The organism is Nocardia sp. NPDC003726 (genome assembly GCF_053586955.1).
Map to the genome: position 1 here is coordinate 480,251 of NZ_JBSFNF010000001.1, position 14,167 is coordinate 494,417.

The following is a 14,167-nucleotide window of genomic DNA, read 5'->3' on the forward strand; positions in this document are numbered from 1 at the left end:
TCACTGGACCGTACAACGAAAGCCACGAAACGCGGCAGCGTGAGGACGTCGCACCGTAGTCCCTCATCCAGACGACGCAACAGGATGGGCCGCTAGGCCAGGGGAGTGCGATCTAGAAAAAATCCAAGACTTACCGAATCCCCGCCAGCCGAGTACGCGCCAGGCGCTCGGTTGCGAGGCGATGACGAAGGACGGGCACACGGACCGCGGCGGCTTCCGTCTCAGCCGCGCCGTTCCCTGGAGACGCCGTCCGAGGAGGTGACAATGCGTGGATACCGAGCCGAGGAGAAACCTGGTGACCTACGAAGACGATGCGGTCGCGTCACTGTGGGCGAGGAGGGCTCGCTGGGCCCGCGCCGCCGATGCCGGGAAACGGCGCGCGGACCGCGCTCGCACCGCCGTACTGAATCTCGGCGGCGCCGGGGCCATCGCCGCAGCGATGACCGCGACCATCTTGCGGACCTCCGGCCTGCCACAACTCGTGGTCACCACCATCGGCGCCATCTGCCTTGCCGTGGCGACCTTCCTCACAGCTCACTTCCTCACACCCGCCGAGTTCCGCCGCTGGTCTCGCGCCCGCGCGGTGGCAGAGAGCATCAAGCAAGTGATCTACCGGTTCCGCGCACGAGCGCACCCCTTCCTCGGGGACAGCGCCTTGCCCAACCTGTACCGGGCAATCGCCGAGATCGAGGAGAAAGCCGAGGACCTCCTGCCCTACATGACCGAAAACGCTCCCGACTCCACATCCAGAGGCGACACCCAACGCCCGGATACCCCGGCACCCCCTCCGCTGACCCCCGAAGACTACGTGCACCTCCGAGTGCAGCACCAGATCACGCACTACTACCAGCACAGGGCGCAAAATTACGCCCGACGAGCACGGCGCCTGCGGAGGTGGACCCTCATGCTCGGCCTGGCCGCCACCGTCCTCGCCTCCGTCGCCGCGGTCCTGGCCGGCACCGCGACCGTCTCGACCCCCACCTCCCCGGCCTCCGCACTGACGCCATGGGTAGCGGCGCTCACCACGCTCAGCGCGGGAGTCGCCGGTCATCTGACCGGCCGCCGATACGAGTTCTTGGTGATGACATATTCCGCGACGGCACGTCGCCTGCAACAACTCCTCCAGGAGTGGAGGGCACAGGGATCACCCACCGACGACCAGCGGTGGACAGCCTTCGTCGACAACTGCGAGAACATAATCGCCGCCGAGAACCAGACGTGGGTCGCGAAATGGGCCGAAGAACCACCTGACCACAGATGAAGCGCCGGTCCCGTGCACAGCGGCAGGCCATCTTCGACACCGCAGAACGAGTAGTCCACTACTCGCGCCACCTGTCGCAAACCGCGACAGCATTTCCCTTATGTATCGGGTATTCGTGAGCCATTCCAGCCGCGACAAAACGGCCGCGGTAGCCGTCACCCGATGGCTGACCGAGAACGAACCGAGCCTGAGCGGGGAAATCTTCCTCGATGTCGACCCCCGAACCGGCATCGCACCAGGAACCCGCTGGAAGTCCGAACTCGTCCGGGCAGTCGACCGCTGCGAAGCGGTCATCTGCTTGATTTCCTCCGATTGGGAACGTTCAGCCGAGTGCCTAGCCGAATTCCGTCACGCGGAATCTCTCAACAAACGAATCTTCTGCGCTCGCATCGACCCCGCGGCTCGCGGACAGAAAACCCGCGAGTGGCAATTCTGTGACCTCTTCCCCGACGGGCACAGCCCGGTCACCACCATCACATCGGAAGACGGCGGCGCCCCGACCGTTCTCGCCAGCGACGGCCTCCACAGGATGCTCCGCGGTCTACGCGAAGCCGGAATCGGCGCCGAACACTTTCCGTGGCCACCACCGGGCGACTGCAAGCGTGCCCCCTACCGTGGCTGGCAATCGATGGAGGACGTCGACGCGGCCATCTTCTTCGGCCGTGACCCACAAATCCTGCGCGGCCTCGACGTCCTTCGCGGCATGCGCTCCACGGCTGTCGAGGGCCTGTTCGTCGTACTCGGCCCGTCCGGCGTCGGGAAGTCGTCATTCCTGCGCGCCGGACTTCTTCCCAGGCTGCGCCGCGACCGCGACAACTTCCTGCTCTGCGACATCGTCCGCCCCGAACGCGCCGCGGTAACCGGCGATCAAGGCCTCGCGAACGCCATCCTGCAACTCAGATCCCGCGCCGGCCTGACCCGTCCGGCGCTCGGCGACATCAAAGCCGCCTGCCTGGCAGGCGACACCGGCCAGCTGACGAACTGGCTACGCGAGGCACGGCGTGATCCGCTCGACCCGAGCGCGGCGCCGACGCTGATCCTGCCGATCGATCAAGCCGAGGAATTGTTCACCACCGAGGCCGGGCCGGAGGCAGCCACATGCCTCGGGTTGCTCGGCAAGCTGCTGCACTCCGACGCGATCGCCGAACTGCCCATGATCGCCGTCGTCACCATTCGAGCCGACCGATATGAGGCCCTACAGACAGCGCCGGAACTACTCGGCGTGCACACCAGGGAATTCAGCGACTTGAAACCGATGCCGGTGAGCGAATTCAAAGAAGTGATCACCGGACCGGCCGCTCGCGCCACCACCGCGGGCCTGCGCCTGAGCCTCGCCCCCGCGCTCGTCGCCCAGCTGGTCACCGACGCCACCGGCGGCGCGGACAGCCTGCCGCTGCTCGCGCTGACGCTCTCACGCCTCTACCTCGATTACGGCAGCACCGGCGAACTAACCCTCGCCAACTATCAATCGATGGGCGGCATGCAACATATCGTCCACGCCGAAATCGATACGCTGCTCGCCACCGATCCCGACCTCCGGTCACAGCAACTCGACGTGCTGCACGCGGCGTTCATTCCGTGGCTGGCCACCATCGATCCGAATACCGACCAGCCCTCACGCCGAGTCGCGCGCTGGAGCGAGCTGCCGCCGGCCAGCCACGACCTGATCAATGCCATGGTCGCCCGGCGACTGCTCGTCAAGAACGAGCGCGGCGGCGAGACAGTCATCGAGGTCGCGCTGGAAAGCCTCCTCCGGCAATGGCGCCCACTGACCCGGTGGCTCCAGGAGCAGGCCAAGGACCTCAAGGAGGCTGACAACCTCGATCGCGCGGCTGCGGACTGGAACCGCAACGCACGCAGCCCGGAGTGGCTGATCGAAGGCGCACGACTCGCCACGGCGATGCAGTTGGCGAACTCCCCGATGTTCACCGACCGGGTTCGGCACGCGGCCGAGTTCCTCGAAGCTTCCAAGAAACGCGAAGATGCCGAGGCTGAGGCCGAGCGGCAACGCCGAGAAACAGAATTGCGCAACGCGCAACAACGCCGAGACGAGGCTCAAGCGCACGCGGCCGTGCTGCACAAACGCACGAAGGTCCTGCGTGCGGTGCTCGCCCTGACACTGGCGGTGGCCCTGATCGCGGTGACCGGCTTCGTACTGGCAGTCGCCGCCCGCAACGACGCCAACACGAAACGCCGGGAAGCCGACGACCGCAGCCGTGAGGCACTCGCCGAACGACTGACCTCGCAAGCACAGGCGATGCTCGCAGGAGGCCAACCCGGCAGCGAACTACAGGCAATAACAAAATTGCTGGCCGCGCAGCGTATCTCCGCGAACCCGAACATCGGTGCACTGGTCACCGCGTTGAGCAAAAAGCCCGAACTGCAGAAGATCGTCGACCCCTCCGGTGGCGGTCCCGGGACTCCCGCGCTCAGCGCTGACGGTCAGCGGATCGCAGCGTACACCCCCTCAGGAATTCGACTGTTCGACACCGAGACCGGGCAGCCGATTGGAAAGCCGTTCGCAGACTCCAAGACCACCAGCATCATAAAGCCGAGTTCCGACGGCAGATTCGTCGCGATATACAGCAAGGACAAAAGGATCCGGGTATGGGACTCAGCCGTCCCACAGCCCATCGGTCAGCCGATGACCGGCACTGTGAACAACGCCGGTTTCGTAGCGGTCAGTCCCGACGGGCACCGAGTCGCCGCAGTAGACCTCGTCAGTGCCGGCACCGCGGACACTTTGCGGTTGTGGGACTCGGAGACCGGGCAGCAACTCGGGGGTCCGCTGACAGGACACGTCGGCCGAATCTCCGCTCTGGCGTTCAGCCCAGACGGTCGGCACCTGGCTTCAGCCGGCTGGGACAATACCGTTCGCCTATGGGACGCAAATAACGGGTCGGCCCTTGGTGACCCGTTGCGTGGCGGCAGCGACCCTTACATGGACGACAACGACGCGACCTTGAGCTTGGCATTCAGCCCGGACGGGCATGCCCTGGCCGCAGGCGGCTACACCGTGGGCGTCGGAACATTGCTCAGCGCCGGTTCGCCTCTACGGTTGTGGAACGCCGATACCGGCGAGGCAATCGGCGCATCGGTCTCCGGAAATTACGGAGCAATTCAGTCTGTGGCATTCAGCCCGGACAGCGGCCGGATCGCCACCGGAAGCACCGACAAGACCGTACGACTGTGGGACGCACGCACCGGTCAGCCGATCGGCGATCCGCTCGAGTTCCAGGCGTCGGTGACGGATGTCGCCTTCACCCGGCAAGGAAATCGGATAGTTTCGGTATCCAGCGACACCGTTCAGGTGTCGAACGCCGATACCGACACGACACTCACCACGAAAATGGGTGGCAGCATTGCGGCCATGGAGGCCGAGGGAGGCTACGGGCTGGACAGTACAGCCGATCGCCCGCGCATCCACAACTTCCACGACGACACCTTCCGAAGCTTCGACGCCGATACCGGCGAACCGGTCGGTCCCACCATTGTCACGGAGGCCCTTCGCGGAACTCGAACGTTCGACCTCAGCCGGGACCACCGCTGGCTCGCAGTCGCAACCGGAAAAGAAGTCCATATCGTGGACACCTCCAACGGACAGCCACACGGCGAGCCCATCAGAGGACACGACGACTACGTGAACCATGTGGACTTCGACCCCAGCGGGCAGACAATCGCCACCGCAAGTGACGACAAAACAGTCCGACTCTGGGACTGGCGAAACGGCCGACAGATCGGCAAGCCTATGACCGGACACGAATATGCCGTCCGATATGTCGCCTTCAGCGACGACGGCCACCGCCTGTATTCCCGCAGCAAGGATTCGATTCGGCTCTGGGACACCGCGAGCGGACGAGCGATCGGCCAGCCGATCGCCAGCCCCAGCGCTTTGGGTTTCGCCGATATGACGGTCAGCCCCGACGGTCGGCGCATCGCCGGGGCAAGCGGGGAGACAATCCAGCAATGGGACGCCGAGAGCGGCGAGGCGGTCGGTCCGCCGATGAAAGCCTCCGACCGGCAGGTATACGACATCGCCTACAGTCCCGATGGCCGCCACCTGGTCTCGATCTGCGCGGACAGCACACTGCGATTCTGGGATACCACCACAGGAAGGCAGGTCGGCGAGGCCGTCGACACGACGGCGGTCGGCAAAGCCGACTACGTCAAATTCAGCCACGACGGCCGCCGCATCTTCATCAGCGCCGCGCAAATCTCCCTCGACGGCAAACCGCCATTCGTCGGCGGCGGTATCTGGCAACTGCCGGCGCCCACCGCATGGGTAGAGGCGCTCTGCGACAAGCTGGCCACGAATCCGAGCCATGAGCAGTGGAAAGACTGGATCTCGCCCGACGTGCCTTATCGAGAGCTTTGCCCCGGCAAGCCCAGTCCTTGATGCCACCGTGCTCATCAGCTGGTCGCCGCGGTCCGGCAGTGCCGTCAGATAAGCGCCAACTCGAGCTGCGCTACGTCACTGTGACGAAACCATGCGGAGCGGGGATGAGAGGCGGAAGGACGTGGCAGTCAGACGTCACAGCGGCCAGGCAACGCATGCATAAATATGCATGCGTTGGCGCGTCATTCGACTACACGGAACAGCCATAACCGAAGCCCGGCACGAGCCCGGCAGCTCTTGAGCCTCACCGGATGAACCTGTCCGCACGCCAGATCGAACAGCACGCCACACGTACTCAACCACCCCCACCGACCAGCCCGAAACTTTGCCGATAATCGACATTATGTCAACTAGAGGTTGCGCCCGACTCCCCTCGAGTCGGGCGCCGTCATCCCCTCGACAGCAAGCAGCTCGGCGTCAGCCCTCCACAGCTGTGAGACGTGTCAGTCGCGCTGAGAATCGTGCGGCAACGCCCTGAGCCACTCGCTTGATACCGGACCCGACCCCAAATGACCCGGCGCCGAGGCTTCACAGCCGAGCCAGCATGTCCGCCAGTTCCGCGTGCAGGTCGAACAGTGCGGGAATCTGGTCCGACGGGCGCCGGCCCATCCCGCACTCGGTGGCGATGCCGAATTCGGCGACCGCCGTGCGGGCAGCCTCGATGCGTTCGATCGCGCCGGCGCGGCCGTCGGTGGCGTGCACCAAACCGAGGTACAGGTCCGTCTCCGGCGGCAGAGCGAGATCGGCGAGGGGCTTGAAATAGTCGGCGTCCGCGCGAGAACGCGGCACCGGCAGATGAATCCAGTCGACCGGCCGGCCCAGACCGGCCAGGATGCGGCCCGCGACCGCCGCCAGCTTACTGGTATCGACGGGCTCCGCGAAGTGGCGATGTCCGAAATCCCCGTAACAAAGGTGATAGCCGAGCTCCACCGTTTCGGGCACCGCGGCACCCAGCCGAATCAGTCGTTCCCCCACACCTTCCAGCTGCGCCGGATAGTCGGCACCGAACCAGGACGGGAAGATGCCCTCGAAAATGGCGAACTCGACAGCGGCATCCCATTGCACCGCAAGGTCTTCGGCCGGTATCCCGGCGAGGATGACGGCGAGTTCGTCCAGCAGCCGCGCCTCGTACCTGCGTTCCAACTCCCCCTGCGGGCCCGCGACGAATGCTCCGATCACCGCGATGGGCGTCGGCAAGCTCACCTGGAACCGGGTACCCGCGGGTATGGTGCCGCCTTCGCGCAACTGCCGGAAGACCTGCCAGGATTCCAGAGCCGCCTCCGCGTAACCCAGAGCGCCGAAGTCGATCGACGCCGCCGCCACGCCGGGTTTGGGCTGCACCCGTTCGCTCGGCCCGTATTCCGGACTGGGCGGCGGAACAGTTTCCAGGTCCGGATGTGCCTGCATCTTCGGCAGCTGCCACACCACCCAGTTGTCCCGCTCACCCGTCTCTCCGTCCGGTATGCGCTTCAAGTGCTTCCCGATCCGCCGCGACGCCTCGGAGAAGACCGTCCGCGCATCCGCCAACGGAACACTGCCGCACAGATGGACCCCACGCCATTCACCCACCGCAACCTCCTTCAGGCCGCCCACCGCTGCCAGATATTTGCCGCACATCCAGACAGAAGTCCGACGTGACAGAAAGCAATCGATCAGTTCACGCTATGCGGTGCAGCGTAGGCACAGGTGGCGAACTAAGTTCACCACCCCTGGGAAACTGTCAGCGATCGGTTCACCAGCGGACCGCCTCAACCGGCGGCCTTGCCGGTCCGCCGAAGATCGGTGCGGTTGGCGCATGCCGGGTGAACGCTCGCGCCGCCTGTACCAGGACAACACGCACCTCGCCCATGGCGGTCTGACCGAACCGCACTCTCCCCCTCCGGTCATTCACCGTCGACACCACCGATCCGATCGACCGATCAGACCTACCACGGTGCGGCCGTGGCGATGGTTGCTGTCGGCGACGCCCTCGCCTTCTGGCAACACCTGCGTTTTGACGGAGAGGCCCCCGCGGTGTCTGTGCTGTTGTGTGTTTCGGTTTGGTTGGTGCGTGATTCTGTTTGGGTTGCGATCTATGCATATATACGCACAGGAACGTATCGCAATTTTTAATCGAGTTGTCACACAGTTACGCCGCCGGACCAGCTGCCGACGCCAGAGCTCTGGGCAAGGCAACGCGCACGTGTTCGACGCCGAATCGGACAATCACTGTTCTGCGCAACGTCTTCCGGCCCGTCCCGACTTCCGTCAGCACTCCCCTACCCCATCTCGCAAAACCGGTCGACGAGACGTACTCCTCCCTTGCTCCCGCTCGCGCAGCGGCATTCGCGATCCGATACGAAGCTGAACTAACGTTCGAATGGTGCTTGGACATTCACATGCGACCAGTGGCGCGCTGGCCTGGTCGGCGGCAGCGGCGACGCTGCCGGTCACGATCTTGACGTTTCCGGCTCTGCAGGACGCGACGGGACATCTCGGTACCGTCGATCTGCTGCTGGGGGTCTTCCTCACCGCCGGCGCCGCACTGCTGCCCGATGCGGACCATCCCGACGGAACCATCTCGCATGCCTTGGGCCCGATCACGCACACCGCATGCAAGCTCATCTCGTGGGTTTCCGGAGGTCACCGCGGCGCCACCCACTCTTTGGCGTTCGTCGCGGCCGTGGCCTACGGCACGTGGGCCGGCGAGCACTGGCTCGGCCGCTGGTTCACCCTCGGGCTGGTCTTCTTCCTGCTGGCCCTGGCCGTGCGCGCTCTGCATCTGTGCCCGTCCGGCAACAACTTCAAGGCGTGGGGACCGATCGTCGTACTCGCCTCCGCGGGCACCTTCGCGATGGAACATTGGATCGCCGACAAGCCGGTCTGGCTGCCGTTCGCGGTCGGGCTCGGCGCGCTGGCCCATCTGATCGGCGATTGCCTCACCGAGCGCGGCTGCCGCTTGTTCTGGCCTTTCGATGTTCGAGTCAGTTTTCCCGTCATCGAGCGCACCGGCAACAAGGTCGAAACCTTTCTCGTGGCACCACTGTTCACGGTCGGTACGCTGGCCATCCTCTGGTACACCATCACGCACCAGCCCTGACGTCACCGCTCCGCTCCCCTGGCTTCCGACACCCGGCGAGATGGCGCCCTGATCGGAGGCCTGGGCAGCGGCAGGCGACCACTGATTTCGCATAAACGCTGCCTTCTTGTCCTCTGCGCTTTCTTTGGTTTGTTCGTTTTTGTGTGAGGTAGGTGGAACCAGAGGGAGATACATCGTTTAATGCGCATATCTAAGTATCGACATCTTGTTTTGCAGGCTGCCAACCCGGCACCGTTTTCCAGGAGCTCCGCACTTCCCGGGCTACCCTGATGCGATGCTCGCCTCCGCCATGAAGCCGCAGCGCTGGACTCCGCCGCCCTCCCCAGCCCGAGCACGGCAAACCCGCAGTACCCCGCCTCTTCCCGCGGTGCGGCGTATCGAGCTGCCCGGCGCGGGCCCGGAGGATGTCGTCCTCTCCCCCGACGGCAGGATCATCGCGGGCGTCGAGGGTGGCGCCGTTCTCAGCATCGATCCGGCGACCGGCGAGGTCCGCGAACTCGCGAACACCGGGGGCCGTCCGCTCGGCCTGCACGCCGACGCCGACGGGCGCGTGTTGATCTGCGATTTCGAGCGCGGCTTGCTGGAGCTCGATACCGAGGGCGCGTTGACCGTTCTGGTGGACGAGATCGATGGGGAGCGACTCCGGTTCGCCAGCAACGTGGTGCGCGATACCGACGGCACGATCTACTTCTCCGCCTCGTCGCGCCGATACTCGCTGGATGAGTACATGGGTGACATCCTGGAGCATTCCGGCACCGGTCGCCTGTTCCGCCGGGACCCCGCAGGCGAGGTCGAGACGCTGATCGATGATCTGCAATTCGCCAACGGCGTCGTCCTGGCGCCGGATCGCTCCGGTGTGGTCGTCGCGGAAACCGGCGGTTACCGCCTCACGCGTTATTGGCTGACCGGCCCGAAGGCCGGCACGCAGGAGCGGTTGATCGAGAACCTCCCTGGATTCCCGGACAACCTCGGTCTCGGCAGTGACGGCCTGATCTGGATCACGCTTCCTTCCCCGCGCAATCCGTTGCTGGACCGGCTGCTTCCCCTGCCGGGCGTGCTGCGGCGGATCGTGTGGACACTGCCGACATGGGTGCAGCCGAAGCCGGCGCGGACGGTGTGGGTATTGGCGGTCGATTTCGACGGCAATGTCGTGCACGACCTTCAGGTCGAAGGCACCGACTATTCGATGGTGACCGGCGTGGTGGAGCAGGACGGCGTGTTGTATCTGGGCAGTCTCACCGAGCGGGCCGTGGCTGTGTCGAGGGTGCCGTAGGGTTCACTTTTCAGTGCACACTTGTACACTCGAATGGTGACGAATGGTGTGCCCCAGCGGCAAGCGGAGGTCAGGGCGCTGGCTCGGCTGGCCGGTGACGAGCTCGGCGGCGCGGTCGATGGGATCGCGGCCGTGCACCGGGCGATCGCCCGCCGTGTGTTCGGTGCGGTGCGGTGGGGCGTGGGGCCCGCGGCGGCTCCGGTGCAGCTGATGCACGACGCGATCGCCGAGAGCGTCTACCGCGTGGTCAGCGGTTCCGCGGTGGCGGTGGGTATGGTCGCGGAACGGGCGGCGGATCTGCCCGGTGTCGCGCCGTCGCGCACGGTGTACGGCTCGGGGTTGCTGGCCGCGTTGCAGGGTTTGATCGGTGACGATCTCGAGCGGACGCGGCCGATTCTGGCCGGTCCGATGACGTTTCGCATCGACGGCGCTCCCGTGCCCGCAGAGCTGGTGGGTGCGCGAGTGCGGCGGCCCGGTGGGCATGTCGTGGTGTTCCTGCACGGCTTGGTGGAAACCGAGCACGCGTGGCGTTGGGGCGGCGGGCCGACCTATGGCGAGCGGCTGGAGGCCGATCTGGGATGCACGTCGCTGCAGGTTCGGTACAACTCGGGGCTGCACATTTCGGAGAACGCGGCGCAGTTCAGCGAATTGATGCAGGGACTGATCGACGGGTGGCCGGTGCCGATCGAGCGGGTGTCGCTGGTGGGGCATTCGATGGGCGGGTTGGTCGCCCGTGGCGCGTGTTTCGTGGCGAGTGAAGCCGGGTTGCCGTGGGTGCGGCGGGTGCGTCAGGTGGTGTGCCTGGGTTCGCCGCATCTGGGCGCGCCGCTGGAGCAGGTGGTGCATTACGCGTCGGCGGCGCTGGTGCGGTTGCCGGAGACTCGTCCGTTCGGGCGGCTGTTGCGGCGCCGTAGCGGGGGTATCCGGGATCTTCGGGACGGCTCGCTGGTGGATGAGGATTGGCGTGATCTGGACGCCGACGCACTGCGTCGCCGGGTGGTCCGCGAGGTTCCGTTGTTGCGGGATGTGGACCACTATTTCGTCACCGCGACCGTGACGCGCAGTGCACGGCATCCGCTGGGGCGTGTGATCGGTGACGGGTTGGTGCTGACGCCGAGCGGTTCGGGTCGTGCGCGGGCCCGGCGCATCGGGTTCGATGTCGACAAGGGGATGCATCTGGCGTCGGCGCATCACTTCACGCTGCTCAATCATGCGGCGGTCTATCGCGCGCTGCGTGCCTGGTTGGCCTCGGAAGCGGTGGTGTCGGGCGGAGTTTCGCCGTGAATTCCCTGCGGGCGGGGCAGGGGGTGGCCGTGCCCCGCCGCGGCGTTCAGAGGAGGTCTTCGGGGTCGGCGTCGGCTTCGAGGCGTACGTCTTCGGCGAAGTGGGTTTCGGGGTCGTCGTGCTCGGTGTGGGCGGCGTAGAGCAGCAGGCAGCCGCGGATGCCGTCGAGGAGGTCTTCCAGGAGGTCGAGGGCGGGGCGGGCGGGGTCGAGGCGGCTGATGCGGAAGCCGGTGAGCATTGCTTCGCGGGTGTCGGCGTCGACGCCGAACCGGTGGGCTTGGGCTTCGATCTCGGCGACGCGGGCGACGAGGCTCCATGGGGCCGGGACGCGGCCTTCGTGGACGGCCACCGCTTCGGCGATCAGGTCGAGGACGACTTCGGTGGGGGTGTCGCCCTGGGCGAGTCGTTCGAGGACGAGGGTGGGGGTTTCGACTTGGAGTGCTTCGATGTCGTCGGCTTCGGCGACGACGTCGGTGGTCGGTACGTTCGCGGCCTCGCCCGCGACTTCGGCGGCGGCGTAGAGCCAGTGTGCGGCGGCGACGGAGGCGGAGGCTGGGTCGAGTTCGGTGAACAGTTCGATGCTGCCGAGCGGGTCGGCGCGCAGGAGTGCGTCGGCGGCGTGCACCTGCGCCGGGGAGACGTCGGGGCGGGACAGTTCGACGGCTTGGCGGGCGCGGCCGGAGAGGTCGCCGCGTTCGGCGGATTCGATGGCTTCCTGCTCGATGCGTACTTCGGCGGCGACGGTTTCGAGTAGGGCGGCGTCGTCGATGTCGTGGAGGGTGCGGCCGATGCGGTGGGCGGATTCGACGACGCCGCTGTAGGAGACGAGCAGTCCTTCGTCGGTGGGCAGGTTGGGGCTGCGCAGGCCTGCTTCGACTTCTTTGAAGTTGCGGCGTTCTTCGGCGCGGCGCCATGCTTCGCTGTTGGGGACGTCGGGGTCGCCCGCGGCGCTGGCGGGGTGGGTGTAGGTGCGCCATTGGAACCGCGAGAGGGTGGTGAGGTTCGACGCCAGATCGGTTGCCTGGTCCCTGGTCACCTGCGGGGGCAGGGTGGCCACCGTTTGGGCGAGGTCGCCTCGTCCGGTCGCCCAAGTGGCGACGAGGGCGGCGCGGTCGGCATCGAATGCGTATCTGGTCACCTGGGCAAGTCTGGTCGATCAGCGGCGGATGTGCTCGGTCAATTGATTCACTTGTGTGGTGTGGTGCGGCGTTTCCTGGGACGCGCTGGGCGACTGCGGAGGCCTCCGAGGCCGGTTGTGGGCGTGCCGGCCACTCTGGGTTGGATCCGCGGGTGGTGGGGTCGCGTGGTGTGGCGCGGATCGGGGTGGCTGCGATCGGTGAGTTGGGGGCGGCGATGGTGGCATTGGCTCGGTGGTCCCGGCCGGGGTGATCGTGACCATTGCGGGATCCGCGACACGCTGGTGCGTACCGAAACCTCAGCAATCCTCCAGTTACGCTTCGGCGATGCGTACACGCACTCACCGGCGCGGGTTCGCCGCGTTGTCGGCCGCTGCGGCGATGCTGATGGCCTCGGGGGTTTCGGCTGCTCAACCGGGCCGGGAGTTGCCTGTGTTCGATCGGGACTTCTTGTGGGGTGTGGCGTCGTCGGGATTTCAGTCCGAAGGTCATGCGCCGGACAGCAACTGGTCGCGTTTCATCGAGTCGGGTGGGACCGAGCACCCGTATCTGGATTCGGTGGACTTCGCCCGCCACTATCGCACCGATATCGATCTGGCGGCGCGCCTGGGTGTGCGGGTCTACCGGGTCGGGCTGGAGTGGGCGCGGCTGCAACCGGCGCCGCACGCTTGGGACGAGGCGGCGTTCGGGTTCTACGACGATGTGATCGCCAGGATCGTCGCGGCGGGGATGCGGCCGATGCTGACGTTGGATCATTGGGTGTATCCGGGGTGGGCGGTGGATCGGGGCGGGTGGCGCAACCCTGGCATGGTGGAGGATTGGCTGGCGAATATGCGGGAGGTGGTGCGCCGGTACGCCTCGCAGGATCCGCTGTGGGTGACGTTCAACGAGCCCGTGGCGTATGTCGGTACGGAGTTGCGTACGGGTGGGATCGGTGTCGACGAGGCGCCGGTGATGCTGGATCGGATCGCGCAGGCGCACAACGAGATCTACGACGTCATCCACGGTTATCGGCCGGATGCTCAGGTGACCAGCAATCTGGGGTATGTGGCGGGCGCGGAGACGGAGGTGAATCAGCCGATCGTGGACCGGATTTCGGCGAAGCTGGACTTCATCGGGCTGGATTACTACTTCGCTCCGCTGCCGCAGACCGGGGAGGCGGCGCAGGGCGGTGCGGAGGGCGGGCCGCCGATGTGGGAGCTGCCGGTGCATCCGGAGGGCATCTACTACGCGTTGCGGCATTACGCGCGCCAGTTTCCGGGTCGCCCCCTGTATGTGGTGGAGAACGGGCTTCCGACGGACAACGGGCAGGTGCGACCGGATGGGTATACCCGCGCCGATCATCTGCGCGATACGGTGTATTGGTTGCAGCGGGCGAAGGCCGATGGCATGAATGTGATCGGCTACAACTATTGGAGTCTGACGGACAACTACGAGTGGGGGTCCTACGCGCCGCGGTTCGGGCTCTACACGGTCGATGTGCTGACCGATCCGACGTTGGCGCGCCGTCCGACCGATGGGGTGGATGCGTATGCCCGGTTGATCCGCGCGGGTGGTGTCGCGCCTGCGTATCGGCCGACGCGGGCTCCGGTGCCCTGCGTGCACATCGATGCGGCGGAGACCTGCGTCGGGGAGGATCCGGCCTAGCGCGGTTGTCGCGGACGGTGGCGGGGTTGCGCGAAGCCGTCGGCGTAGGCGCGGATTTCCGGACGTGCCGAGTTCTGACGCCGAGTTTGTG

8 protein-coding genes are annotated in these 14,167 nt (G+C 66.1%); 6 read left to right on the plus strand and 2 right to left on the minus strand.

The window, feature by feature from the left end; translation table 11 throughout:
* Positions 1-295 precede the first annotated feature (295 nt).
* Together ACWDMM_RS02195 and ACWDMM_RS02200 are read left to right on the plus strand one after the other, a co-directional pair.
* Complete coding sequence (locus tag ACWDMM_RS02195) at positions 296-1,261, plus strand: DUF4231 domain-containing protein (RefSeq protein ID WP_449935565.1); 966 nt, start codon at positions 296-298, stop codon at positions 1,259-1,261.
* Between the two features lie 100 nt (positions 1,262-1,361).
* Entirely contained in the window at positions 1,362-5,657 is a 4,296-nt protein-coding gene (locus ACWDMM_RS02200; RefSeq protein ID WP_357107435.1) for an nSTAND1 domain-containing NTPase, read from the plus strand.
* Positions 5,658-6,185: 528 nt separating this feature from the next.
* Here ACWDMM_RS02200 and ACWDMM_RS02205 read toward each other — a convergent pair.
* A complete protein-coding gene (locus ACWDMM_RS02205) occupies positions 6,186-7,226 on the minus strand; it encodes a hypothetical protein (RefSeq protein ID WP_449935568.1) in 1,041 nt (346 codons plus the stop codon).
* A gap of 790 nt (positions 7,227-8,016) precedes the next feature.
* Here ACWDMM_RS02205 and ACWDMM_RS02210 point away from each other — a divergent pair.
* From ACWDMM_RS02210 to ACWDMM_RS02220, 3 genes are all read left to right on the plus strand, one after another.
* A complete protein-coding gene (locus tag ACWDMM_RS02210) occupies positions 8,017-8,736 on the plus strand; it encodes a metal-dependent hydrolase (RefSeq protein WP_357207964.1) in 720 nt (239 codons plus the stop codon).
* A gap of 274 nt (positions 8,737-9,010) precedes the next feature.
* Positions 9,011-10,009, plus strand: a complete 999-nt coding sequence (locus ACWDMM_RS02215; RefSeq protein WP_449935570.1) for an SMP-30/gluconolactonase/LRE family protein — start codon at positions 9,011-9,013, stop codon at positions 10,007-10,009.
* Between the two features lie 36 nt (positions 10,010-10,045).
* Positions 10,046-11,293: an esterase/lipase family protein gene (locus tag ACWDMM_RS02220; RefSeq protein ID WP_449935572.1), complete on the plus strand. Its 1,248-nt coding sequence runs from the start codon at positions 10,046-10,048 to the stop codon at positions 11,291-11,293.
* A 46-nt stretch (positions 11,294-11,339) separates the two neighbouring features.
* Here ACWDMM_RS02220 and ACWDMM_RS02225 read toward each other — a convergent pair whose 3' ends face one another.
* Entirely contained in the window at positions 11,340-12,431 is a 1,092-nt protein-coding gene (locus ACWDMM_RS02225; RefSeq protein ID WP_357107445.1) for a hypothetical protein, read from the minus strand.
* Positions 12,432-12,756: 325 nt separating this feature from the next.
* Here ACWDMM_RS02225 and ACWDMM_RS02230 point away from each other — a divergent pair, with 325 nt between their 5' ends.
* Positions 12,757-14,076, plus strand: a complete 1,320-nt coding sequence (locus ACWDMM_RS02230; protein WP_357107448.1) for a family 1 glycosylhydrolase — start codon at positions 12,757-12,759, stop codon at positions 14,074-14,076.
* Positions 14,077-14,167 lie beyond the last annotated feature (91 nt).